This is a genomic window from Chryseobacterium sp. MYb264, from assembly GCF_035974275.1.
GTDB lineage: Bacteria > Bacteroidota > Bacteroidia > Flavobacteriales > Weeksellaceae > Chryseobacterium.
On the sequence record NZ_CP142422.1, the window covers coordinates 4,987,457 to 5,011,185 of the forward strand.

Annotated in this window: 25 protein-coding genes; 16 read left to right on the forward strand and 9 right to left on the reverse strand. The window is 36.1% G+C overall.

The genetic code is table 11. The annotated features are described in order from the left end of the window. Positions 1-50: 50 nt before the first annotated feature. The gene (locus VUJ46_RS21890; RefSeq protein WP_326982775.1) at positions 51-434 is read right to left on the reverse strand and encodes a DUF1634 domain-containing protein; all 384 of its coding nucleotides are present in this window, start codon (positions 432-434) and stop codon (positions 51-53) included. Continuing rightward, positions 434-1,264 (reverse strand): sulfite exporter TauE/SafE family protein, encoded by an 831-nt coding sequence (locus tag VUJ46_RS21895; RefSeq protein WP_326982776.1) that lies wholly within the window; start codon positions 1,262-1,264, stop codon positions 434-436. Before VUJ46_RS21895 ends, VUJ46_RS21890 begins: the two co-directional genes overlap by 1 nt. An 85-nt stretch (positions 1,265-1,349) precedes the next feature. Between VUJ46_RS21895 and VUJ46_RS21900 the strand changes: the two genes are divergently transcribed. From VUJ46_RS21900 to VUJ46_RS21910, 3 genes are all read left to right on the forward strand, one after another. Next, complete coding sequence (locus VUJ46_RS21900; RefSeq protein WP_326985118.1) at positions 1,350-1,898, forward strand: DUF1543 domain-containing protein; 549 nt, start codon at positions 1,350-1,352, stop codon at positions 1,896-1,898. 136 nt (positions 1,899-2,034) lie between these two features. Then, complete coding sequence (locus VUJ46_RS21905) at positions 2,035-3,147, forward strand: 5-(carboxyamino)imidazole ribonucleotide synthase (protein ID WP_326982777.1); 1,113 nt, start codon at positions 2,035-2,037, stop codon at positions 3,145-3,147. A gap of 139 nt (positions 3,148-3,286) precedes the next feature. Then, entirely contained in the window at positions 3,287-4,735 is a 1,449-nt protein-coding gene (locus VUJ46_RS21910) for an IS1182 family transposase (RefSeq protein ID WP_326980898.1), read from the forward strand. A gap of 213 nt (positions 4,736-4,948) precedes the next feature. Here VUJ46_RS21910 and VUJ46_RS21915 read toward each other — a convergent pair whose 3' ends face one another. From VUJ46_RS21915 to VUJ46_RS21930, 4 genes are all read right to left on the reverse strand, one after another. Continuing rightward, positions 4,949-5,305, reverse strand: coding sequence for a hypothetical protein (locus VUJ46_RS21915; protein WP_326982778.1), 357 nt, complete (start codon positions 5,303-5,305; stop codon positions 4,949-4,951). A 13-nt stretch (positions 5,306-5,318) separates the two neighbouring features. After that, positions 5,319-7,442 (reverse strand): cation:proton antiporter, encoded by a 2,124-nt coding sequence (locus VUJ46_RS21920; RefSeq protein WP_326982779.1) that lies wholly within the window; start codon positions 7,440-7,442, stop codon positions 5,319-5,321. A gap of 9 nt (positions 7,443-7,451) precedes the next feature. Then, on the reverse strand, positions 7,452-8,015 hold the full coding sequence (locus tag VUJ46_RS21925; RefSeq protein WP_326982780.1) for a hypothetical protein: 564 nt from the start codon (positions 8,013-8,015) through the stop codon (positions 7,452-7,454). 79 nt (positions 8,016-8,094) lie between these two features. Continuing rightward, the gene (locus tag VUJ46_RS21930) at positions 8,095-9,000 is read right to left on the reverse strand and encodes a DMT family transporter (protein ID WP_326982781.1); all 906 of its coding nucleotides are present in this window, start codon (positions 8,998-9,000) and stop codon (positions 8,095-8,097) included. 156 nt (positions 9,001-9,156) lie between these two features. Here VUJ46_RS21930 and purE point away from each other — a divergent pair, with 156 nt between their 5' ends. Further along, the gene (gene purE, locus VUJ46_RS21935; protein WP_326982782.1) at positions 9,157-9,660 is read left to right on the forward strand and encodes a 5-(carboxyamino)imidazole ribonucleotide mutase; all 504 of its coding nucleotides are present in this window, start codon (positions 9,157-9,159) and stop codon (positions 9,658-9,660) included. 350 nt (positions 9,661-10,010) lie between these two features. On the opposite strand, the gene rsmA is transcribed toward purE, so the two are convergent. Continuing rightward, on the reverse strand, positions 10,011-10,781 hold the full coding sequence (gene rsmA, locus VUJ46_RS21940) for a 16S rRNA (adenine(1518)-N(6)/adenine(1519)-N(6))-dimethyltransferase RsmA (protein WP_326982783.1): 771 nt from the start codon (positions 10,779-10,781) through the stop codon (positions 10,011-10,013). Between the two features lie 92 nt (positions 10,782-10,873). Here rsmA and VUJ46_RS21945 point away from each other — a divergent pair, with 92 nt between their 5' ends. The 6 genes from VUJ46_RS21945 (at position 10,874) to rluF (ending at position 15,039) form a co-directional block, all read left to right on the forward strand. Then, the gene (locus VUJ46_RS21945; RefSeq protein WP_326982784.1) at positions 10,874-11,773 is read left to right on the forward strand and encodes a cell division protein FtsX; all 900 of its coding nucleotides are present in this window, start codon (positions 10,874-10,876) and stop codon (positions 11,771-11,773) included. A 3-nt stretch (positions 11,774-11,776) separates the two neighbouring features. Then, positions 11,777-12,076, forward strand: a complete 300-nt coding sequence (locus VUJ46_RS21950; protein WP_326982785.1) for a DUF3098 domain-containing protein — start codon at positions 11,777-11,779, stop codon at positions 12,074-12,076. A 98-nt stretch (positions 12,077-12,174) separates the two neighbouring features. Next, positions 12,175-12,993, forward strand: coding sequence for an undecaprenyl-diphosphate phosphatase (locus VUJ46_RS21955; protein WP_326982786.1), 819 nt, complete (start codon positions 12,175-12,177; stop codon positions 12,991-12,993). Between the two features lie 53 nt (positions 12,994-13,046). Next, positions 13,047-13,748 (forward strand): tRNA pseudouridine(55) synthase TruB, encoded by a 702-nt coding sequence (gene truB, locus VUJ46_RS21960; RefSeq protein ID WP_326982787.1) that lies wholly within the window; start codon positions 13,047-13,049, stop codon positions 13,746-13,748. Continuing rightward, positions 13,745-14,320, forward strand: coding sequence for a hypothetical protein (locus VUJ46_RS21965; protein WP_326982788.1), 576 nt, complete (start codon positions 13,745-13,747; stop codon positions 14,318-14,320). Before truB ends, VUJ46_RS21965 begins: the two co-directional genes overlap by 4 nt. Then, complete coding sequence (gene rluF / locus VUJ46_RS21970; RefSeq protein ID WP_326982789.1) at positions 14,320-15,039, forward strand: 23S rRNA pseudouridine(2604) synthase RluF; 720 nt, start codon at positions 14,320-14,322, stop codon at positions 15,037-15,039. The genes VUJ46_RS21965 and rluF overlap by 1 nt, the downstream gene beginning before the upstream one ends. A gap of 151 nt (positions 15,040-15,190) precedes the next feature. On the opposite strand, the gene VUJ46_RS21975 is transcribed toward rluF, so the two are convergent. Further along, a complete protein-coding gene (locus VUJ46_RS21975) occupies positions 15,191-16,375 on the reverse strand; it encodes a DUF1501 domain-containing protein (protein ID WP_326982790.1) in 1,185 nt (394 codons plus the stop codon). Between the two features lie 72 nt (positions 16,376-16,447). Continuing rightward, complete coding sequence (locus tag VUJ46_RS21980; RefSeq protein ID WP_326982791.1) at positions 16,448-17,827, reverse strand: DUF1800 domain-containing protein; 1,380 nt, start codon at positions 17,825-17,827, stop codon at positions 16,448-16,450. Positions 17,828-18,115: 288 nt separating this feature from the next. Between VUJ46_RS21980 and VUJ46_RS21985 the strand changes: the two genes are divergently transcribed. From VUJ46_RS21985 to VUJ46_RS22010, 6 genes are all read left to right on the forward strand, one after another. Next, complete coding sequence (locus VUJ46_RS21985) at positions 18,116-18,679, forward strand: hypothetical protein (protein WP_326982792.1); 564 nt, start codon at positions 18,116-18,118, stop codon at positions 18,677-18,679. Positions 18,680-18,794: 115 nt separating this feature from the next. Further along, positions 18,795-19,844 (forward strand): glucokinase, encoded by a 1,050-nt coding sequence (locus VUJ46_RS21990; RefSeq protein WP_326982793.1) that lies wholly within the window; start codon positions 18,795-18,797, stop codon positions 19,842-19,844. A gap of 144 nt (positions 19,845-19,988) precedes the next feature. Next, complete coding sequence (locus tag VUJ46_RS21995) at positions 19,989-20,555, forward strand: YceI family protein (protein ID WP_326982794.1); 567 nt, start codon at positions 19,989-19,991, stop codon at positions 20,553-20,555. Between the two features lie 78 nt (positions 20,556-20,633). After that, on the forward strand, positions 20,634-21,260 hold the full coding sequence (locus VUJ46_RS22000; protein ID WP_326982795.1) for a YceI family protein: 627 nt from the start codon (positions 20,634-20,636) through the stop codon (positions 21,258-21,260). Positions 21,261-21,417: 157 nt separating this feature from the next. Continuing rightward, on the forward strand, positions 21,418-22,059 hold the full coding sequence (locus VUJ46_RS22005) for an alpha/beta hydrolase (RefSeq protein WP_326982796.1): 642 nt from the start codon (positions 21,418-21,420) through the stop codon (positions 22,057-22,059). Between the two features lie 106 nt (positions 22,060-22,165). Further along, the gene (locus VUJ46_RS22010; protein WP_326982797.1) at positions 22,166-23,509 is read left to right on the forward strand and encodes an ammonium transporter; all 1,344 of its coding nucleotides are present in this window, start codon (positions 22,166-22,168) and stop codon (positions 23,507-23,509) included. Positions 23,510-23,729: the final 220 nt, after the last annotated feature.

Sequence of the window (23,729 nt, forward strand, 5' to 3'; positions counted from 1 at the left end):
CACAATAAGACATTGAATTTGTATCAACGCTTCTGAAGAGATGATTAAAATTAATGTGCGTAACCCGTAAAAAAGCTAATCGCCATAATCGCTAACACGATAGAGGAAATGATTACATAAACGTAATCTTTTTCTTTTAAATACCCAATTAAAGCGAAAACAATTCTCATCAAAGGCGTGAAAATTAGCAAAAGAATTCCCAGCTGGATGATCGCAGAACCTTCACCCTTGCAAAGAGAATCCCAAAAATGCCCCCAAACTTTTTCGGAAGAAGTTCCGATAGCCAAGCTTGAATATTTTTTAGGCATTTTAAAGCCTTCCATGAATAATTTTACAAAACCAATCAGTGAAGTAATAACGGATAAAATTACGCCCAATCTCAGAAGATTTCCGACAGAGCGGTTCAAATCTACGTCTGTGAAGTCCTTTTTCATTATCTGAAACTTTTGTTGATACCGTTATACATCATATAAATTGACAAAATAGTGATCACAATCGCAAAGAACGTTTTCAGTTTTTTTGTTTTGGAGGCCATTAATGTTTTTGAACCGATGAAACTTCCCACTACAACTCCAATTAAAACCGGAGCTACAATTACAGGAATAATTTCACCTCTCTGGAAATAGATCAAAGCACTTGCAACAGCAGTTACTCCGATCATAAAGTTACTTGTAGTGGTTGACACTTTAAACGGTAATCTCATCATATTATCCATTGCCAAAACCTTTAATGCACCTGAACCGATCCCCAAAAGACCAGACATGGCACCTGCAAACATCATCATTAGAAATCCCGGAACAGTATTTCTTGCCGAATACGTTTTAATTACACCTTTATCAGGGAAAGTTCCGTGAAGCTTTAATTTATCCTCTAAACTTCCTTTAATTAAGGTTTCCTGATGATCAGGTTTTCCTTTTAGGTTTAAAATAACCGTTAAAAGAAGAATACTTGCGAAAATAATTCCAATGGTATTAGGATTTAGAATTCCCGAAACCAAAGCACCAACAATAGCGCCGGCTGTGGTTGCGATCTCTAAAAACATGCCGATTCTCATATTGGTAAATCCTTCTTTCACAAAAGCTACGGCGGCACCGGAAGAAGTTCCGATCACAGAAATAAGCGAAGCACCGATCGCATAATGCATAGGAACGCCGAAACCCAGCGTGAGTAAAGGAATGATGATAACTCCTCCTCCCAGACCCGTAAGTGAGCCCAGAAGTCCCGCCGAGATTGCTCCCAGGAAGAGAATAATAATTTCTGACATGCTACAAATATAAAACTATTGCAGAATTCTGCCAAACGTTTAAAAAAGATAAATTTTGACGTATTTTTGCAGGATGGAAAATCAGTTGAAATTATTCTATATCATCCTTGGTGCAACGCCAAAAGGCAGAAATATTGAGCAACACGATGTGTTTTTCGGAATTGCAGAAAGTCTTAAAGATCTGGTTCCTGAGATGAAAAATTTCTGGAAAGAGGCAGACGGAAAAATACATTTAGACTGTTATCAGGAGGTGAAATTTGCGGATGGATATGAAGTGAAAATTGTGGAGAAAGGGGAAAAAACATCGGAAGAGCAATTATATTTTATTAATCTTGGAGGTTATAAAAAAGGTTTTTTTGAAGAGTTTCATGAACAGCATTTGATGGTCGGGAATTCGATGGGAGATATTGTGAAAAAAGCAAAAGCAACTGACTTTTATAAAACGATGGGCTTTGAAGGAGCGGTGAGTCATATTGATGATAAGCATGGAGTAGATATTGACGATATTTTTAATGTAAGCGATATTTTGCCTCAGGAAATGAAAGAAAAATATTCCATTGTATTGACTAAATCGGATGCGGAAAATCAGGAAAACCCGATGGGATTGGGATATTTGAAAATTGATAAAATTTAATAAAACTTTAGTGTTCTTTCTTAAGTGAAACGCCTTTGCGCACTTAAAAGCATAAAGTATTTTAAATAGAACCTTTGCGAACTTTGCGTTTTAAAAAAGTTTTAAATTAAATCTAATAGAAAAAATAAAAGTAAAAATGAAAATAGGAATTTTAGGAGGAGGACAATTGGGAAGAATGCTGATTCAGGAAGCATTGAAATATGACGATCAGTTTTATACACTAGATCCGGCTTCTGATGCGCCTTGCCATACGATCTCTAACTTTACTCAAGGGAATTTTAATGACTATGAAACGGTTTTAAATTTCGGGAAAGATAAAGACGTGGTAACCATTGAAATTGAACACGTAAATGCAGACGCGTTGGCAGAATTGGAAAATCAGGGAATAAAAGTGGTTCCGAATTCAAAAATCATTAAAACGATTCAACAAAAAATCCTTCAAAAACAATTTTATAAAGAACACGATATTCCAAGTCCGGAATTTGAAGTGATGGACGGAAGTTCAGACGAAATAAAAATGCCACTGCCATTTGTACAAAAAATGAATACAGGCGGTTATGACGGAAAAGGCGTTCAGGTAATTCGTACTGCTGAGGATATGAAAAATCTTTGGGTTGAAGATTCTGTTATTGAAAAATTAGTAGACATCGACAAAGAACTTTCTGTAATCGTAGCAAGAAACGAAAACGGAGAAACCAAAATATTCCCGGTAACGGAAATGGTGGCAGATCCGAAACTGAATTTACTTGATTTCAATGTTTGTCCGGTTTATTTATTGGAAGAAATTGAAGATCAGATTACGGCTATTACTGAGAAATTTTTAGCTGCTGTGAATTCTCCGGGACTTTTTGCTATTGAGTTATTTTTAGATAAAGAAGGAAAAATCTGGGTGAATGAGACGGCTCCGAGATTGCACAATTCAGGACATCAAAGTCAGGAAGGAAATGCCAATTCTCAGTTTGAGCAGATGTATCGTGTGGTGAAAAATTTACCGTTGGCAGATACAGACGCGATTGTTTACAGCGGAATGCTGAATTTGGTAGGTGCGGAAGGATTCTCAGGAAAAGTAATTTATGAAGGCATGGAAGATGTGCTGAGATTGCCGGAAACCTATGTTCACCTTTACGGAAAAACAGAGACCAAGCCGGGAAGAAAAATGGGACATATTAACGTATTGGCCGATTCCAGAGAGGAATTGATGGAGAAGCTGGTGCAGGTGAAAGCGATGGTGAGAGTAATTGCGGAGTAAATAAAAGAACTTATTATATTGAAAAAGACTGCCCAAAAGGAGGGCACTGAAAAAGTAAACTTCATTAAAAAAAATAAGCAAAACTTTAAAAGTTTTGGTTATTTTTTTATCTTCAATGTAAATTTCAATAGCAAAGCAAATGTTAATACAGCAAGAAAAACTTCCGTTGAGTGCCTATTCCGGTTTGTATGATTTAATTGTACCGAAGGAAAACCTTCTTAGAAAAATTAATGAGCTGATTGATTTTTCTTTCATCTATGATGAGCTTTTGAGCAAATACTGCTTAAACAATGGTCGCAATGCTGAAAGTCCGGTACGGATGTTTAAATACCTGCTTTTAAAAAGTATTTATACAGTTTCTGATGTAGATGTGGTAGAGCGTTCCCGGTATGATATGTCCTTTAAATATTTCTTGGATATGACTCCGGAAGAAGATGTAATCAATCCCAGTTCCCTTACAAAATTCAGAAAACTGCGTTTGAAAGATAGTGATCTTTTAAGCTTGCTCATTGGTAAAACCGTGAGTATTGCGATTGAAAAAGGCATCATCAAATCCAGATCCATCATTGTAGATGCCACTCACACCTTGTCGATGAGCAATCCTTTTTCAACGATAGAAGTATTGCGGGAGCGCTCAAAACTGCTTCGCAAGACCGTTTATCAGTTTGATGAAGAATTTAAAACTAAAATGCCCTCAAAAAATATTGAAAATGATTTAAACAAAGAATTGGATTATTGCAGAGAACTCGAAAAACGCATTGAAAACGAAGCTTCTATCAGGGAGATTCCTGCTGTAAAGGAGAAGCTGAATCTTTTGAAGGAAACAGTGAGAGACACCGGGGAGCAGATGGTTTTTTCAAAAGATGCCGACGCTAAAACGGGTCACAAATCGGCTGACAGTTCTTTTTTCGGATACAAAACGCACTTGGCGATGAGCGAAGAGCGGATTATTACGGCGGCCGTGGTAACTTCGGGAGAAAAAGGCGACGGCCCGGAACTGCCAAAATTACTGCAGATGAGCCAGGACAACGGGATGGAGGTAGATGCCATCATTGGTGACGCTGCTTACAGCGGAAAAGAAAATCTGAAAATTGCGGGCGAACAAAATATTAAAATAGTAGCCAGACTTAATCCTTCCATCACCCAGGGTTTTCGAAAAGATGAAGACCGTTTTGATTACAATAAAGATGCCGACCGTTTTGTGTGTCCTGCAGGGCATTTGGCGATTCGCAAAGCTCGTGGCGGGAAGAAACACGTAGGCGGAAATCAAGTGGATACCTATTATTTTGATATTGAAAAATGCAAGGTTTGCCCATTAAAAGAAGGATGTTATAAAGAAGGAGCAAAATCTAAAACTTATTCGGTTTCCATAAAATCAGACTTACATAAGGAGCAAATGATTTTTCAGGAAAGCGATTATTACAAAGAAAAATCGAAACACCGCTATAAAATCGAAGCCAAAAACAGCGAGCTTAAAAACGTACACGGCTACGACAGGGCGATTGCAAATGGTATTGAAAATATGCAAATGCAGGGTGCAATGGCTATTTTCACTGTCAATTTGAAGAGAATCCTGAAATTAATATAGAGAAATCGATCTATACTCCGTCTTTTATAAACATCGCAGGCGTGGCGCAATATCAATCCCGTTAAACCTCAAAAATTTGATACTGAAAAAAAGAAAAAAAGCTTATTACGAAGGTTTAATTTTCGTAATAAACTCTTAATTCTAACTCCAAATCAATTGGTAATTCTATATGAACGGGGTTTTTCAGTGCCCTCGCCCAAAAGCAGTCTTTTTTTATTTGAATTTAGGAAAATCAATAGTCCATTTTTGTTCGTTGGAATTCCATAATAGATATGGGCCGTCGAAACCATCAATATAAATCAGTTCAAAATTTCCTTGATGATCTGTTGCGTAATCTAAATAAGGAGCTTTTTCTTTTAAAGGAAAACCTAATTTTCTTAAAGTATTCCAATCGTTATTGTCAGGGAGTTTTCCATTTGTTTTTTGATAATTTTTAATATTTTGAATGATCTTATTTCCAGATTCTATATCAGATTTTCGTGTTATCGTAATAGGTAAATTCCAGTAAATAGTAACAAAAATTATGATGAAAATTATAATTGATGCTCCAATTATTAATGCTTTTTTCATATTCACCTAAATCTTATTTAAAAATTTTCTTAATCACATTTCCGATTTCCATAAAATCATCGTGATTTCCTACAGAGCGTCTTTCAGAATTATCTTTATCAAAATCTGAGAAAGGGTAGATTAAAAGGTAATTGTTATCATGCAGCTTTCTGTTTAAAAGTTCCGGAATCAATCGCATTTGAGGAATAAAAGACTGCATTCCTTTTTTTGCCATGAAGAGAATCAGCGCTTCATCTTCTTTTAATTCAGAAGCAGTTTTTTCACCATCTCTCCAGGTTTTCATAATAATGAATTCGGCTTCAATATTGGCTTTTTTAATGATTCTCTGTAAAATACTCAGAATATTTTCCGGGGTATAAAAAACGATAGTGGCTCCGGAATTTCGGGCAATATTCCAAACCCTGAGCAAAGCATGGAAAAATCCAGCTTCTTTATGAGCATTTTCCGGAATCATCACTGCATATTTCTTAATCGTAGAAAGAGGTTGCGCTGCATGGTAAACCAATACATTAGCGTTGTCATTCTGAAGATAGCCATTATAAAGATTATAAACGAATGCTGGCGAGAATCCTTTTTCATCTTCCAGACCAATGATAAGATCTGTGATATTTTGTTCTTTAATAACGTTGTTGATTCCGTTTACCACATCATTGTCATATCTTTTTATAGTCTTGATTTTAACGTCGGCTGCAGAAGCTGAATCGGTAGCTTTATGTAACAATTTTTCAGCATTTTTTACCGAAGATTCATTTTTATCTTCATTAATCACGTTCAATGCGGTAAGATTTTCTGTATTGGAATGCGCTTTAATTAAAATTCCCAAGTTGACCATTCTTTCCACAGTTTCTTCGTGGTTGATTGCCAAAAGAATGTTTTCTTCTTCATGATTGTTCCCGGAAACGGTATCTTCATTGTCACTTTCTGCAATTTTCTGCGCACTCGACATGGAGATAAATGATGAGATGGTACAGGAAATTAATATCAACAAAATACTTCCGTTTAGAACATGTTCATTCAAAAGTCTTACAGGTTCTCCGGTTTCAGTTTCAGAAAGGATAATATTATACCCAACCATTACCGAGGCTAAGGTTGCCGCTGCTGAAGCAGAACTTAATCCAAAAATAAGTTTTCCTTCTTCTTTAGACAATTTAAATGTCTTTTGCGTTGCCACTGCTGAAAGATATTTTCCACCAATGGAAGCAACGAGCATAATTCCTGCTACTTCTATGGTTTCCCAGCTTTTGAAAAATACACTGAAATCGATCAACATTCCGACACTGATCAGAAAGAAAGGAATGAAAATAGCGTTTCCGACAAATTCCACACGATTCATTAAAGAAGATGTATGCGGAATCAGTCTGTTCAAGGCTAATCCTGCGAAAAATGCTCCGATAATGGCTTCAACTCCGGCTAATTCCGCCAAAAGTGCAGCCAAATAAATCATTACTAAAACAAATATATATTGTGATATTTTGTCGTCTACTTTTTTGAAAAACCATCGTCCAATAATCGGAAAAATAACAAGTACAATTAACGCGAAAACAATAAATGATACAGATAATTTAACCCAAAATTCTGTTCCTACATCGCCCTGCGACATTCCTACAATAATGGCAAGTACCAATAGGGCAAGGATATCTGTGATCATTGTTCCGCCAACGGTAATATTAACGGCTAGATTTTTAGAAATACCCAATTTGCTAACTAATGGATAAGCAATTAAGGTGTGAGACGAAAATAAGCTGGCGAAAAGAACCGAGGTTAGTACGGAAAAATGTAAAATATAATATCCGCCTAAATATCCTAAAATAAATGGAACGATGAAGGTATAAAGACCAAAAGTGAGGCTTTTCCATTTATTTTTTTTGAAATCTCCCATATCGATTTCCAGACCGGCGAGAAACATAATGTAGAGAAGGCCCGTTGTCCCAGTCACCACGATGCTGCTGTCACGCGCCAGAACATTGAATCCGTTGGGGCCAATAACCGCTCCGGCAATAATTAATCCTAACAGATGCGGAACTTTTATTTTGTTTAATAGAAGGGGTGCTGCCAAAATAATAATCAACACCAATAGAAATTTCAGTACCGGATCTTCGATAGGAAGACTCAGGTTGTGTATGCTTAGCAATGTCATAGGTGTTTTTTATTTAGTGGAACGTGTTAATTCTACAGAAAATTTAGCCAGACAATTGTCGACGGCAACCGTTCTTGTTCCCCGGATTTTATTATCCGAAATATCATTAAGCAGAACATTCATTTCTACTTTTTTCTTGGCTGTGGAATCGGTCTTGAAATTTAATTTGATCTCGTTATTTTCAAATTTTCCTGTATAAAGCCTGATAAGATTATTATTGTTGATGATCTTTGCCACCAGTTGGGTCGAGTCATTATCGAATTCCCAATTGTCGGTTCGTTGATCACCAACTACATAATCGCTGCAGTTAGATTCTGTACAAATTACTTTACCACTCCATAATCCTGAAATTTCTTCTGGCCATCTTACGACTTTCACTGAATCTTTTTTAGAAAAAATACTATCTTTCATTTTTAAAAGAGCCTGATATTGAGATTCCTTTTTGGCAAAAAGTTTTTCCTTTTCCAATAACTGCTGTTCTCGTAAAGCCAGATTGTTTTCTTTCTCCTTATCGGTACAATTGATTAACAAAAGTGAACAAGCACAAAGAGTAAGTAGTGTTTTTTTAAGCATATTGTAAATCTTGATCTAAACAATATAAGAAAATTTGAGGGAAATAGAAAATTTAATGTGCTTACAAGTGATCTTTAAATTATTCAATTCTCTGTTTTTTAAACATTTCCCGATTATAATTAATCACAAAAACTCCTGCGATAATTAAAACGGCTGCAATGATAAATTTAGCAGAAATTTGTTCATCCAAGATCAACCAACTTAAAAATATTGAAATAATAGTATTGATATAGGCTAAAATAGAAACCTGTACGGGTGAAACTTTCGTTAGTGCATAATGATAGCAGAAAAATGCTGCCACCGAACCAAAAAGCGATAAATACAACATGGCTGAAATACTTTTCAAAGTCCAGTTTTCGAAATTATAATTTTCTAGAAAAGTGAAAGCAAAAATAATCTGCAGAATTCCGGCAAAGGCAAACTGATAAAAGAGATTTAACGAAATATTACTGCTCTGGATATTCAGTTTTTTGGTGAAAATAGTTCCGGAAGCCCAACCTAAAATAGCTATGAATAATAGAAGTATTCCGAATCTGTAATCCGGATTGGCGAGATCTTTAATTCCGTCCCAAAAAATAAAGAGAATTCCGCTAAAACACATGAGAATTCCTATCAGAGCCCGAAAAGTGAACTTTTGTAAACCAAGCGCAACACTTCCTAAAAATACCAAAATAGGCGAGGTGGCACTTATTAATGAGGTTAAACTGCTCGTTAAAGTTTCTTCGGCAACCGTTGTTAATCCGTTGGCAATAACCAGCATCAACAAAGAGAAAATAAGTTGATATTTCAGATTTTTCCAGCCAATCCATTTGAACTGTTTTCTGTAAACCAAGATAATCAACATAATAATCGCCGCCAAAAACTGTCGGATTCCTGCCACAAACCAAGCGGGAATGGTTTCTACTGCAACCCGAATGGATAGGAATGTGGTTCCCCAAACAATGGCAACCGTAAGAATGGCGAAGGTGAGTGTATAGTTTTTCAAATTTCAAATGATGTGTGATTGGCAAAAATATTGAGTAAAAGACAATATCAATGGATACAGTTCCTGAACTTCATTGGGTAACAGAACAAGTTTTGCGCCTTTTTGCATTTAACCTTATTAATTTTTTATCTTTGAACATCTAATAAAAATTGAAGAATGGTAGGAATTATTATGGGAAGTCAAAGCGACTTGCCGATCATGGAACAGGCTGCGAATTTTTTGAAATCTCTGGATATTCCTTATGAATTAACCGTAGTTTCAGCGCACAGAACGCCTGAAAGAATGTTTGATTATGCTAAAACAGCTCAGGAAAGAGGTTTAAAAGTAATCGTTGCCGGTGCCGGAGGTGCCGCGCATCTTCCGGGAATGGTGGCCAGCTGTACCACCTTACCTGTAATTGGAGTTCCTATTTTATCCAGTAATTCTATCGACGGATGGGATTCTGTTTTATCAATTCTTCAGATGCCGGGCGGAATTCCTGTGGCTACCGTTGCCCTGAACGGTGCTTTGAATGCCGGAATCTTAGCGGCAAAAATCATCGGAAGTGCAGATGCTCTTGTGGCTGAAAATCTTCAGAAATATCAGGAGTCTCTGAAGGATAAAGTGTTGGGAACGGTAGATGATATCAAGGCTCAGCATCCGAACCATTTTGATCAGTAATTTGAAATTTTAATCCAAATAGAAAAGCCCCACCTGCCGGTGAGGCTTTTCTATTTTAGTTATTGGTGAACCAGAATAAGCAAATTCACTTTTTAAGACCGGTTGCAGAACAGAAATTCTCAGGCAGATAAGCCTTGCGCAGATTTTGGAATTCTTGTTCTCCGTCGGTGAATTATTTTTAAGATATGGACCATAGCCTATGATCTGATTGTTAAAATAAAAGACTTATTTCTGCTAGGTCTTGCTTTAAATTAATGACTGAAGTATAGCCCCGATTGCAACGGCATCCTTTTGTGCAGCGCAGCGGAACAAAAGATACAGTGGAAAGCGGGAATAGCTTCTCATAGATGTTATTGGTTTTCTTTCCAAAGCTGAGTGAATGCAATAAAGTCTGCCACACTTAACTCTTCGGCTCTTTTATCCATGAATTCGTGAGTTTTCAGGGCTTCCGGGATATTTAACGGTTTTAATGCATTGGAGAGCTTTTTTCTTCTTTGGTTAAAGCCTGTTTTTACGATTTGCTTAAATAATATTTCATTTCCGGCTAAACCTGCTTTCGGATTTCTTGTGATCCGAATCACTCCTGATTTTACTTTTGGAGGTGGGTTAAATACATTTTCATGTACCGTAAACATATAAGACGTATCGTAATAGGCCTGAATTAAGACAGACAGTATTCCGTAATCCTTTGTTCTCGGACTGGCGGCTGTTCTTTCCGCTACTTCCTTTTGAAACATGCCTACCATTTCGGGAATGATCTCATAATGATCGATGATCTGAAATAAAATCTGTGAAGAAATATTATAGGGAAAGTTTCCGATAATGGCAATCTGTTCTTTGTTGATAAAGGTGAAATCCTGTTTCAGGAAATCTCCGACAAAATTGCTTTCCGTCACTTGGGAATAGTTGTTTTTAAGGTAGTCGATCGACTCTGTATCGATTTCTGCAAGATAGATATTCTGATTTTTTTCCAGAAGATATTTGGTAAGAACTCCCATGCCGGGACCTACTTCCATGATATTGTTATAGCCTTCAAAGCTAAGACCTTCTACGATTTTTCTGGCGATGTTCTCATCGGTCAGGAAGTGCTGGCCGAGATGTTTTTTTGCTTTTACACTCAATGTTTTTTATGATTTTATTAACAGTGATTTTATCTTTTTCGTTCCCAAATTTCGGAAGATTTTTTCTATTTTAGCCAAAAATTTTAATATTAATGGCTAAATCTGTAGATGAATTTAATAAAAAAAGGCTTAGATCCAGCAATATTACAGTGGTGATAAGTATTGCCTTAGTGTTGTTTTTGTTGGGGTTAATGGGGCTTATTTTAATTAATGCTCAAAAGTATTCCGACTATATCAAGGAACAATTGGTGGTGAATGCTTATTTTGATGAAAATTATGATGCCAAAGATTCTGTAAAAATTGCTAAAATGGAGGCTGAGGTCTTAAAGGAAGTGCAGACCCTGGCTCCTGTAAAAAAGGCAACGTATATTTCCAGAGAGGTGGCTTCCAAAGAAGCAAAAAAAAGCATGGGAATTGATACAGATGCGCTTTTCGAAGAAAATATTTTTCCATCGTCTATAGAGATTGCTTTGAAGCCGGAATATGTAGATCCCGCGAAGATTGACGGAGCTATTAAGGCTATTAAAGGGGTTCCTGGAATTCTGGAAGTGAAGAATGACAGTACACTAATGGTGGATGTATATAATAATCTGAGCAGAATTCTGAAATGGATTTTAGGTTTTTCCATTCTGTTTTTAATTCTGGCGGTGGTTTTAATTAACAACTCCATTCGTCTGAAAATATTTTCGAAAAGATTTATTATTAAAACGATGCAGCTGGTAGGGGCAAAGAGAAGATTTATCCTGAAACCGTTTATTATAGAAGCCGTTATTTTAGGAGCTATAGGTTCTGTAATCGGACTGCTGGCACTGTTTGGTGTTTGGTATTATTTCACAAGCCAGATTGGATCTGCATTTGTTCAGGACAATAATCAATACTTCTGGCTGGTGCTTATGGTGATTGGTGTAGGTATTTTTATTACGGTTTTAAGTACGGTGATAGCCACCTGGAGATTCTTAAGATCTAATGTTGACGATTTATATTACTCTTAAAAAATGAGCAAAAAAACAAATAAATTTTCGGCTGAAAGTTTTGGTAAAGAAACCGCTGAAACCACTCAGGAAAACAATTTTTACTTCGGGCAGCAGAACTTTAAATGGATGCTGATCGGGTTGGCGTGTATTGTTGCAGGGTTTCTTCTGATGATGGGGGCAGATGCCAACACTGTGGATGGAAAATATGATCCGCACTCATGGAATGAGGGGATTTTCTCGTTCCGCAGGATCAGAATTGCTCCAATGCTGGTGGTTGCAGGTTTTGTGATCGAGGTATATGCGATTTTAAAAAGAAAATAAAGCATTAAACTTTTACTTTAGAGATTAAAAGATTCAGAAATTTAGAACATAAAATCTAAATCTCTCAATTTCTTAATCTCTATATTTTTTATAAAATTATGGATTTAATCAAAGCAATAATTATTGCCATTATTGAGGGACTTACGGAATATCTTCCGATCTCTTCCACTGCCCATATGGGATTTACTGCCAATTTGATGGGACTTGAAGAAACTGAGTTTTTAAAAATGTTTCAGGTTTCGATTCAATTTGGAGCCATTTTATCAGTTGTTGTGGCGTACTGGAAAAAATTCTTTGATCTGAATAATTTAAAGTTCTATTATAAACTTGCTTTTGCCGTAGTTCCGGCATTGGTTTTAGGTTATTTGTTTGATGATAAGATTGAAGCTGTTTTAGGAAATCAGATTGCCATTTCATCCGTTTTGGTATTGGGTGGGGTTGTGCTCTTATTTGCTGATCGATGGTTTAAAAATCCAAAAATTGATGATGAAAAAGGAATTACCATTAAGAATGCAGTAACCATCGGTTTCTGGCAATGTCTTGCGATGATGCCGGGAACGAGCCGGAGTGCAGCTTCTATTATTGGAGGGATGGCTCAGGGACTCACAAGAAAAGCGGCAGCTGAATTTTCATTCTTTCTGGCGGTTCCCACAATGTTGGCGGTTACCGTATATTCTGTCTTTGTGAAAACCTGGGGTAAGGAAACTCCAAACCCGCAGAAAGGATATGAAATGATTTTGGCTTCACAAGATCACATTATGATTTTTATTGTCGGAAATGTGGTGGCATTTATTGTGGCCCTAATAGCTATTAAAGCATTCATCGGAGTATTGAATAAATATGGTTTCAAACCTTGGGGTTGGTATCGTATTTTCGTTGGATTAGCTTTGTTGATTTATTTTTATTTTTTTAAATAAGCTAATAAAATAACTAAAAAACATCAACTAACAACAATTATTCCTTATAATTAATGACAGCTGAAGATCTGCAATCAGGACATATTTTTTTATTAGACAAGCCTTTGGATTGGACTTCATTTCAGGCAGTCAATAAAATGAAATATAAACTCAAAAGAGAGTTTAATTTACCTAAAAAATTTAAAATCGGGCATGCGGGAACATTAGATCCACGTGCAACCGGGCTTCTTATTGTTTGCTGCGGAAAATTTACCAAGAAAATCCCAGAAATACAGGATGCTCCCAAAGAATACTGGACCGAAATAAAGATTGGAGTTCAGACAGAATCTTACGACACCGAAAAGCCTGAAATTCTTCATCAGGATATTGCTCATATCACCGAAGAAGCGGTAAATACTGCTTTAGAGAAATTCATTGGTGAGATCGATCAGAAACCGCCTGTATTTTCAGCGATTAAGATTGATGGGCAAAGAGCTTACAATCTAGCCAGAGCGGGTGAGGAGGTTGAAATGAAATCCAGAAAAACGACTATTCTTTATATTAAAGATGTAGAAATCAATTTTCCATTGGTAAGTTTTACGGTGGGATGTTCTAAAGGTACTTATATCCGTAGTTTAGCTCATGATATTGGACAGGAATTAGGTGTTGGCGCTTATCTTACCCAATTGAGAAGAACGAAAATTGGAGATTATAAAATTGAAGATGCAACATCTGATTTTTTAGAAAACGAGTTCAGATTTGAAAATAATATATGATAAAAAATCTATTTTTATTACTTACTTTATCCAGCTCAATGCTGGTTTTTTCACAAAATACAGAGGCTAAAAAGCAATCGATGGGGTTTTATTTTAATCCTTCGGTGAATGTTGGTCTCAATTTGAAAAAAGAAAGAAATACAGATTACAATTCTCAGTATGTTCAACAGGAAATTCCACGTAAACTAACGTACGGAATTACAGCGATTGGTGGTTATAATTTTCTTCCTAACTTTGCAGTTGGAACTGGTTTTCGATATAGTTTTATGCAGGATAATTTCCATTTAATTTATTGGGTTATTCAGCCGAAAATTATCTTTGAACCGGGAGATCGCCCATTTTATATAGATCTTAATTATGGAAAGCAATTGAATAATGCGGTAGTAAATAATTCAGAATTTTGGGGCGGAAGATTGGGAATTCAGGTTTCTTATTCGAAAAGATTGAGCCAGGAAGGAGGAATCTTTTTTGAAGGACATAAATTAGGAAACTCTAATGCTACATTCATTGGACTGAGCTATGGAGTGACTATTTTCAGCAATAAAAATTATACAGGTTACGGAGACGATTAATGGAAAAAACACGTATTAATAAATATTTATCAGAAGTTGGATACTGCTCACGAAGAGCGGCAGATAAACTTTTGGAAGAAGGAAGGATAAAAATCAACGGAGAAATTCCTGAGTTAGGAACAAAAGTTTCCGATGAAGATGTGGTGGAAGTAGACGGAAAACCGATTCGCGAACCTCAGGAAGAACATGTTTATATTGCTTTTAATAAGCCCGTGGGGATTGTCTGTACCACAGATTCCAAACGCGAAAAAAATAATATTGTTGATTATATTAACCATCCCAAAAGAATTTTCCCGATTGGAAGGCTGGATAAACCCAGCGAAGGATTAATTCTTTTAACCAGCGACGGTGATATTGTCAATAAAATTCTAAGAGCTAAAAATAATCACGAAAAAGAATATTTGGTACGGGTAGATAAGCCGATTAATCCACGGTTTCTCGAAAAAATGAGAAATGGAGTTCCGATTTTAGATACGGTGACCCGAAAGTGTGAAGTAGAGAAAATAGATGAAATGAACTTCCGGATTGTACTTACCCAGGGTTTAAACCGCCAGATCCGACGGATGTGTGAGCATTTGGGGTACGAGGTAAAAAAACTGAAAAGAATTCGTATCATGAACATCAAGCTGGATCTTCCTGTCGGAAAATGGAGAGATCTGACGGAGAATGAATTTGCAGAACTTAATAAAAGCCTGGAAAATTCAAGTAAAACGTTTTAAGATATACAATTAGTGAAATACTACTTCTAGTAGTATTTTTTCGTTTCATATATTAACCTTTTGGATAAAGCCATTGTCCAATCAAAACGAAATTTACCAAAATATAGCTTAACTTATACTGGAATTTTTATTTGTATATCCATTTCGCCCTTTATATAAAATCATAGACCCCGTTTTTCCAGCCCAATACTTTTGAAGAATCTGCTTTCAGCCAGTTTTTAAGAATAGTAGCATACACTTTTCTGAAATCTTCTGAATACAATAAATCGCCTTCATTCAATAGGGTTAAATCCGGATGGGCATTTAAAAGGCCTTTTTTCTTCAATCCGCCACTGATGAAAAACATCTGGTTGGCAGTTCCGTGATCGGTCCCATTACTTGCATTTTCGGCAACGCGCCGTCCGAATTCTGAGAAAGTCATCAATAAGATATCATCAAAAAGTCCGTTGTTTTTCATGTCTGTCACAAAAGATTTTACCGCCTCATTAATATCTCCGAATAATTTTTGCTGTCTTTCATTCTGATTCACATGGGTGTCAAAACTTCCGACAGAAAGATAATAAACCCGCGTATTAATGTCAGATTTAATCAATGATGCAACGGTCTTGAAATCTTTTCCTAATTGCGAATTCGGATAAGCATGTTCTGTCTTTTTGGCTTTACTTTTATCAAAAATATAGCCCGCATTATTGATGGTGGAACCTAAAGTTTGATATAAATAAGAAACCGTTTCGTCGTCATGATGATGATCGTATAATGATTTGAAGTATTTTTCCTGACTCGTTTGATATAATCTTTTCGGATCTTTGAAGGCGAATGCTTTATTATTTTCGCCTTTTAAAGCTAAACTTAGCATATCATCAACTTCCAAAGCCTGAGTCGGATGTTCGCATTTATAACATTCCTCATCCAAAAAACGTCCAAGCCAGCCTGTTTCCAGATATTCGTCGCTTTTGCTTGCAGAATGCCATATATCCATGCTTCGGAAGTGAGATTTATCCGGATTTGGATAACCGACGTTATTTAAAATAGAAAGTTCTCCGTTATCATGCAGTTCTTTAAAATAGGAAAGAGCAGGATTAATCCCGGTTTCATCGTTCAACGGCAAAGAATCTTTGATAGCGATATTTTTTCTTTCTTTAAAATAAATGTCATTTCTTGCCGGAATAATGGTATTTAAACCATCATTTCCGCCAGTGAATTGTAGAACCACCAAAATCTTCTGATTGGGTTCCAATGAATCTTCGAATGTCATTGCTTTCAGGAAATTCGGCATCAACAATGATGCGGTAGCCAATGAACTTATTTTCAGGAATTCTCTTCTTTTGATTAACATATGCTTAGGTTTTAGATTAAAGATGACGGGTTGCAGCATTAAACTATACGCTAAAATCTGTAGCCTGATACCTTACATTAGCTGATATTCCGGAGTTGACATGAGATTAATGATAGTCATTTTCACACTGCGATCCGAAAAGTTTTTCACCGAATCCATGTCCAATGACCCGGAATTTTGAATTAAATAATCTTCAATATTTTTTCCGTTAAAGATCTTTTCCACTCTTGCCCAGTCGATTGTAATATTCGGGTTTTTGAAGCTTTTCGCCAGATTATTTGGGTTCTTTTTTAAACCCATATCCACATCATCATCTTCTTTAGGATGATAGTCAAGCGGACGTAAGCCCGACCAAATCTGAGGAATCTGTAATCTCAACATTAAAGTCGAGCTGTCGATCCATGATTTTCCGTTGGGCCAGCCTGCAACGTTTGGCGGATATAAAAGCGTTTGTCCCAATAATTTCTGATAAACGATGAGGTTTTCCGGATTTTGAATATTCATCGGAAGGGTTCGCATCATTCCAGCCATTAATTCGATGGGAGATTTTATTCTGTTTCCTATATTTTTTTTATCATAAAACCATGAACTTGAAAAAATATCTTTCATGAGTTTTTTGATGTCGTAATTGGATTGATAAAAACTTTCGCTTAGGACATTTACGATCTTATCATCCACATTTTCATTCACGAAAAATCTGTAAATTTTTGTGGTGATGAATTTTGAAGTTGCTTTTTGCTCAAGAATAATATTTAAAGCATCAGTTCCCGTGAAATTTCCGGTTTTATTGAGGAATGTTTTTGTGCCTTCATCATGCTGTTTTGGTCTTTCAACAAAGTTCCCTTCTTTATCATACCCCCAGCCGGTAAAAGCTCTTGCGCCTTCTCTGATATCTTTTTCTGTATAATTTCCTCGCCCCATCGTGAAAAGTTCCATCACTTCGCGGGCAAAATTTTCATTGGGATGATCTTTTTTATTTTGTTGATTATTTAAAAAGTTCAACATCGCAGGAGCCTGGCTCACTTCAAACAAAAGATCTTTGAAGTTTCCCAACGCATTTTTTCGGATAACATTTAGAATCTGCCGATTAAATCTAGGATTTTGAACTCTCGAAGCAAAATGCCCATGCCAGAAAAACGCCATTTTTTCTCGCATCTGCTCTTTGCTGTTAACCATTTTATCCAGAAAATTCAGATTGAGCTCTTCGTTTTGTTCACGATTAATCTTCTGCATTTCTTTTTTCTTTTCTGCAGGTGATGGGGCGGTCATAGAATCGTGGATTTCCGGATCGGGGGTTTCGTAATTAATTTCAGTAAAAGTTTCTTCTTTAAATAAATCATTAATTAAGTCTTTTACGTTTATATTTTTCAAACCTTCCAATTGGTTGATTCCCGCTCCAAAACCGGCTCGCCATAGAAGATGTTTATTATTAATAAGTGATGAAGGTATCATTACAATTTTTTGTTTTTTGCTGCTTAGATTAAGATAGGATTAAAATGATAACGGTTAAGAATTCTTAATACGGCTATTTTTTGCAATCCTTAAGATAGAGCTCTCATTAAAATCTCAATTCTGTATTAAATATAAAGAATTACTTAAACGCATATTTAATTTTTAACTAAAATTAACCTGTTGATTCACTTTTTGTTGTGTCATTGTTGGGTGTTAAAGTAGAGTTATTTGCGGTTCTTGGCATGATTTTTACATCTTACACGATAGTAAAATTTAAAAATCAGTGTTATGAAAATGTTAAAACAAGCAATCTTATTGGCTGGTATTATGACGGCAGGTGTTGTAAGTGCTCAGAGCTCCCAAATGAATAATATGCTGAAAGTAGGTGCTAATGTAGGTTTAGCAGTTCCCGCAGACAACCTTTCTGCAGCAGTAGGGGTAGATGTAGCTTACCAAAACCTCATTACTCCCGGATTCGGATTGGGTATTGCTACGGGATATACTCATTATTTCGGGAAAGATAACAACGGATATAGTAATAATGATGTAGGAGTTGTACCGGTGGGTGCTTTAATCAGAATTTATCCTAAACAGACAGGATTTTATTTTGGAACTGATTTAGGATATGGTTTCCTGGTTGGTAATGATAAAGTTGCCTCAAACAGCAGCGTAGACAGACCTGATGGAGGGTTTTACATCAAACCGGAGATCGGTTATCACAACAAAGACTGGAATTTCTTCGTACAATATCAGAAGGTATTTACAGGAAGCAAAGGAGATCTTACAGGACAGGACTATAATGTGGGGAATCTTGGTCTAGGGTTTTCTTACAATATACCATTAGGGAAGTAGTTAGATTTAAATATAAACAATTATTAGCCAAACCTTTTCAGATTTTTGGAAAGGTTTTTTCATTCCCTTGAGAATTTACAAAAAGTATTATTATATTTAGATAAAATTTGAGATAATGAATTTGAATCCAAAATTTCCACTTTATTTACCGGGAGTACAGAACGGGAATAATGATAATGTTTCTATTATCGGGGCAAACCTTCGTGAAGATGTTACCACTGTGGGATATTTTATCTCCGGAAACGGTGGTCTAGAAGTGAAAATCCAAAATAATTATCCTACAAAAGAATTTTCTTCATTCTCAGATATTTTGAAGAAATTCATTCAGGATAACAATTTGGAAAATGTAAAGCGTCTGGGAATGGCAGTTCCGGGACCTGTAATTGACGGGAGGAGTGCTCCTGCAAGGCTGGGGTGGAATCTGGAGGTAGAAGACTTTAAGAAAGATTTCGGATTCGAAAGAGTAGAAATGCTTAATGACCTTGAAGCTTCAGCATACGGGATGGGGCTGTTGGAGGACAGTGATCTGGATCCTATCTACACCAGCGGTCAGCTTGAAAAAGGAAACGTGGCTATTCTTGCTCCCGGAAACGGGTTGGGAGAAGCCGGATATTTCTTCGACGGAAAATATTTAAGACCTTTTGCTACAGAAGGCGGTCACTCAGAGTTTTCACCAAGAACGAATGTTGAGGTGGAATTTTATCAGTTCCTGAATAATATCTACGGAATTGTAAGCTGGGAGAATGTGCTTTCAAAAACAGGTCTATTTAATATTTACCGATTCCTGAGGGATGTGAAAAGACATCCTGAACCGGAATGGTTAGCCGATCGGTTCGCGAATGGCAACTTTGCTGAAGAGCTTTACAAAGCTGCGATTGAAGAAGATGTATTGATCTGTAAAATTACACTGGATACTTTTATTGAATTCCTGGCGAGGGAGGCCAATAACCTTACTTTAAAGCTTAAAGCTACCGGTGGTTTGCTGATCTCAGGAGATATTGCTCAGACAATACGGGAATATATTAACAAGGATAAATTCTACGAAAAATATAAGATCAGTGATAAAATGGAAGATATGTTGAGAAATATCCCCATTTACCTGATCAAGACAAAGCATACAGGATTGAACGGTATTGTGCTATACACTGCTTATTATCAAGACTAAAGAACGGCTCCGAAGAAATTCGGAGTTTTTTATTTGCTGATATGAGTCATGAAAATAATTACTTTAATTGATATACATCAATGAAATCTATCAAATAAGTATCCTATTTTTGCATCGGTAAACAAGGTAAATAACTTTATTCAAATGAAAAAAATATTATTATTAGCAGTTTTAGCCGGAGGTCTGGCTTTCGGTCAGTCAAAAAAAGTAGTAGCTTCTGATGTTCACTGGTGGGGATATAAAGTAGCTAAATCTGAGGCGAGCTCTCACGACGGTACTGTGAAAGTAAAATCTGGGGATATGATCATGAAAGGAAACCAATTGGTTGGAGGTTCTTTCGTATTGGATATGACTTCGATCAACGCAACAGACCTTTCTGGTGAGTATCAGGGTAAATTAAACGGTCACCTTAAAAACGGTGATTTCTTTGAAGTAGAAAAATTCCCGACAGCGGCTTTTAAAATTACCGGTGTAAAGAAAAATGACGATAAAGTATACAACAGCATCGTAACAGGAGATTTAACAGTAAAAGGAAAAACAAACGCTATTTCTTTCCCTGCGAAAATTTCATACAGCAAAGGAGTAGTAAGTCTGGTATCTAATAAATTCTCTTTCGACAGACAGAAATTTGATGTGGCTTATAAGTCTACCATGCAGGATGTTTTTGTGAAAGATGATATCGATATGCTTGTAAAAGTAACCGCTAAATAATTTAAACAAAAAAAGATTGTTAAAAGTGTAGAAGTTCTACACTTTTTTTTATTTTTGTTGAATTGTAAATAAAAAAGAATGAAAAGATTACTATTGTTTGCTTTGATGTGCGTAAGCATGTCATTTGTTTTTGCTCAAAAGAAGGGGGATAAGATCGTAAAAGTGACTTCATCGGAAATCAGATGGTGGGGATATAAGGTTGTAAAAACTCAGGCATCATCGCACTCAGGAACAGTAAAGCTGAAAAGCGGGAAGTTTAATTTTGATAAAACTGTTCTTATCGATGGTGAGTTTATTATAGATATGAAAAGTATTATGGCCGGAGATGTGTCGGACGAAGATCAGGTAAAGCTTACCGATGATCTGAAAAGTACCAATTTTTTTGAAGTTAAAAAGTTTCCTACGGCTAAATTTCACTTAACTAAAATTATCCCTTTAGCCAATAGTGAGTATAATTCTACCATTTATGGTGATATTACAATCAAAGGCGTGAGAAAAACGATTTCTTTCCCTGCGAATGCCTATATTACTCAGTTTACAGTGATTATTGAATCTGCTAAGTTCTCATTAAACAGAAGAGACTTTAAAGTATTTTATCAATCTTCATTAAAGGATTATTTCATTAAAAACGAAATGGATTTTCAATTTAAAATTTCAACAGAAAAACTGGATAATGAAAACAGAATTCCTGTAAAAAAGAAATAAGATCAATATTGTTATCAATAACGGAGCGGCTTTTAAGTCGCTCTTTTTTTTGTGCAGTTGTAAACTATTTCCATGATGGTAAAACCTGAGTGTATTCATTGATAATAACCAAAAAGAGATGCGAGTCTATTTTGATGATTTTTACTATTTTAGTTCTATGAAAATTTATGTTGTAAGCGGTCTCGGTGCAGATTTTAAAGTGCTGGAAAAAATAAAATTCCCGGCGCAGTATGAAATTGTTTTTATAGACTGGCTCATTCCACAGATGAACGAACCTTTCAGTCATTATATCCAGAGAATGGCTGAAAAAATAGATGTTTCAGAGCCTTTCAGCCTCTTGGGATATTCTTTTGGAGGTATTGTGGTTCAGGAAATTAATAAGATAAAACCGGCACAAAAAGTAGTAATTCTTGGAAGCATAAAATCCGACAAAGAAAAATCGAAATTCATTAAACTGGGCGAATACACAAAAATTCCGAGGGTTTTGCCTGTTGGTCTTTTCAACGATAAGGCTGCTAATATGTATTCTGTGGTGAGAAAACTGTTTGATCCTAAAAATCCTAAGATCCTACAATATTTTAGAGTCAGAGATCCCTATTATTTAAAATGGTCTGTCGAAAAAGTATCAGAATGGAAATTTGAAGAAACCCCTGAGGTGATTCAGATTTTGGGAGATCGGGATATTGTTTTTCCGATAAAATATTCAAAACCTAATTTCATCATAAAAGGAGGTACCCACCTTTTTCCGGCAACAAAACCTCATGAGGTGTCCAAAATTTTAGGGGATATTTTGAAATAAATATATTTTTAAATTAATTTTAATTAAAATTTAGGGGGTTTTAAAAATATTTTATTGTTTTTATGAAATTAATGCTTACTTTTGAGGGGGTAAACAGAAAAATTTTATGAAAGTAGGTTTGAAATGGATCGTTTCATTTAGTATGATTAGTTTGGTGGCAATAGGAGGACTGTTTTGGAGTCCGATTGCTGATTTTCCAAATACCGGAGAATTTCTTAGTGAAGATAAGATCGTGGGTTCAGATGTCGCCTGGATTTTGGCGGCAGCAGGACTCGTTTTACTCATGACCCCGGGCTTGTCTTTTTTCTATGGCGGTATGGTGGGTAAAAAGAATGTAATTTCAACAATGCTTCAGAGTTTTATCGCATTAGGGGTGATTTCAATTTTATGGGTGGTCATTGGTTTTTCTCTGTCTTTTGGTGATTCTATAGGATTTACTTTAAATGGTGAACATTACGGAATTATAGGAAATCCTTTAAGCTATCCGTTTTTCAGCAGAGTAGGTGTTTTACCTCATAAGCAGATGGCTTCCACAATTCCTTTCGTGCTTTTTGCTTTATTTCAGATGAAATTTGCGGTCATTACACCGGCTTTGATTACCGGTTCTTTTGCGGAAAGGGTTCGTTTTGTGTCCTATCTTCTATTCATGGTGCTGTTTAGTCTTTTGATCTATACGCCGCTATGCCACATGGTTTGGCATCCGGAAGGGCTTTTAAATAAATTTTTCGGAGTTAAAGATTTTGCCGGAGGAACAGTGGTTCATATGAGTGCGGGATTTGCAGCCTTGGCAGGTGCTCTCGTAGTCGGGAATAGAAAGAATCCTCATCATGAGCCTTCCAATATTTCTTACGTGATGTTGGGAACGGGAATGCTTTGGTTTGGTTGGTTTGGTTTCAATGCTGGTTCGGCTTTAAGCGCTAATGCAACAGCAGCCATGGCTTTCGGGACAACAACTATCGCCTCAGGTTCTGCGATGATGACCTGGATCTTTTTTGACAGAATTAATAAACGTAAAGTTTCTGCTTTGGGAGCTTGCATCGGTGCGGTAGTTGGTTTAGTTGCCATTACACCGGGATGCGGATTTGTTTCTATTCCTGAAAGTATTTTTATCGGATTTATTTCTGCAATTGTATCCAATATAATGGTTAATTGGAAAGCATTAAAGAAAATTGATGATACATTGGATGTTTTTGCCTGCCACGGCGTTGGCGGAATTATGGGAATGATCCTGACTGCTATTTTTGCTCATGGAGAAAATGCAAGTTTGCTTCACGGTGGTTGGGAAGTGTTTGCGCATCACATGATGGCATTGGTACTTGTTTCTCTATTTGCATTTTTTGGTTCATTCATTTTATATAAAATTACAAATAGTATCATCACATTAAGGGTTTCTGAAGAATCAGAGAAAATGGGATTGGATATGTCTCAGCATGAAGAAAGTCTTTGTTAAAAAGAATTGCGAGTTTTAAGCTAGACTTAATTAAATTCACAACTCACATAAAAATAGTTTATCTACAGTGTTCATATAGTTTTAATTTGAAGCCAAAGATTGTCACGATCTTTGGCTTTTTTGTTTTAAATTATTTTGGTCTAATTATAAATTGGCGGTACTTTTTAGCAAAGTTTTCCTCCCGTACAGATTACAATTTTTTTATCCGATTAAACCTTTA

What these genes read in the sequence shown, in the direction of transcription:
- VUJ46_RS21890 (WP_326982775.1), bottom strand. Translation starts at nt 434, where the DNA reads ATGAAAAAGGACTTCACAGACGTAGATTTGAACCGCTCTGTCGGAAAT.
- VUJ46_RS21895 (WP_326982776.1), bottom strand. Translation starts at nt 1,264, where the DNA reads ATGTCAGAAATTATTATTCTCTTCCTGGGAGCAATCTCGGCGGGACTT.
- VUJ46_RS21905 (WP_326982777.1), top strand. Translation starts at nt 2,035, where the DNA reads ATGAAAATAGGAATTTTAGGAGGAGGACAATTGGGAAGAATGCTGATT.
- VUJ46_RS21910 (WP_326980898.1), top strand. Translation starts at nt 3,287, where the DNA reads ATGTTAATACAGCAAGAAAAACTTCCGTTGAGTGCCTATTCCGGTTTG.
- VUJ46_RS21915 (WP_326982778.1), bottom strand. Translation starts at nt 5,305, where the DNA reads ATGAAAAAAGCATTAATAATTGGAGCATCAATTATAATTTTCATCATA.
- VUJ46_RS21920 (WP_326982779.1), bottom strand. Translation starts at nt 7,442, where the DNA reads ATGACATTGCTAAGCATACACAACCTGAGTCTTCCTATCGAAGATCCG.
- VUJ46_RS21925 (WP_326982780.1), bottom strand. Translation starts at nt 8,015, where the DNA reads ATGCTTAAAAAAACACTACTTACTCTTTGTGCTTGTTCACTTTTGTTA.
- purE (WP_326982782.1), top strand. Translation starts at nt 9,157, where the DNA reads ATGGTAGGAATTATTATGGGAAGTCAAAGCGACTTGCCGATCATGGAA.
- VUJ46_RS21945 (WP_326982784.1), top strand. Translation starts at nt 10,874, where the DNA reads ATGGCTAAATCTGTAGATGAATTTAATAAAAAAAGGCTTAGATCCAGC.
- VUJ46_RS21950 (WP_326982785.1), top strand. Translation starts at nt 11,777, where the DNA reads ATGAGCAAAAAAACAAATAAATTTTCGGCTGAAAGTTTTGGTAAAGAA.
- VUJ46_RS21955 (WP_326982786.1), top strand. Translation starts at nt 12,175, where the DNA reads ATGGATTTAATCAAAGCAATAATTATTGCCATTATTGAGGGACTTACG.
- truB (WP_326982787.1), top strand. Translation starts at nt 13,047, where the DNA reads ATGACAGCTGAAGATCTGCAATCAGGACATATTTTTTTATTAGACAAG.
- VUJ46_RS21965 (WP_326982788.1), top strand. Translation starts at nt 13,745, where the DNA reads ATGATAAAAAATCTATTTTTATTACTTACTTTATCCAGCTCAATGCTG.
- rluF (WP_326982789.1), top strand. Translation starts at nt 14,320, where the DNA reads ATGGAAAAAACACGTATTAATAAATATTTATCAGAAGTTGGATACTGC.
- VUJ46_RS21975 (WP_326982790.1), bottom strand. Translation starts at nt 16,375, where the DNA reads ATGTTAATCAAAAGAAGAGAATTCCTGAAAATAAGTTCATTGGCTACC.
- VUJ46_RS21980 (WP_326982791.1), bottom strand. Translation starts at nt 17,827, where the DNA reads ATGATACCTTCATCACTTATTAATAATAAACATCTTCTATGGCGAGCC.
- VUJ46_RS21985 (WP_326982792.1), top strand. Translation starts at nt 18,116, where the DNA reads ATGAAAATGTTAAAACAAGCAATCTTATTGGCTGGTATTATGACGGCA.
- VUJ46_RS21990 (WP_326982793.1), top strand. Translation starts at nt 18,795, where the DNA reads ATGAATTTGAATCCAAAATTTCCACTTTATTTACCGGGAGTACAGAAC.
- VUJ46_RS21995 (WP_326982794.1), top strand. Translation starts at nt 19,989, where the DNA reads ATGAAAAAAATATTATTATTAGCAGTTTTAGCCGGAGGTCTGGCTTTC.
- VUJ46_RS22000 (WP_326982795.1), top strand. Translation starts at nt 20,634, where the DNA reads ATGAAAAGATTACTATTGTTTGCTTTGATGTGCGTAAGCATGTCATTT.
- VUJ46_RS22005 (WP_326982796.1), top strand. Translation starts at nt 21,418, where the DNA reads ATGAAAATTTATGTTGTAAGCGGTCTCGGTGCAGATTTTAAAGTGCTG.
- VUJ46_RS22010 (WP_326982797.1), top strand. Translation starts at nt 22,166, where the DNA reads ATGAAAGTAGGTTTGAAATGGATCGTTTCATTTAGTATGATTAGTTTG.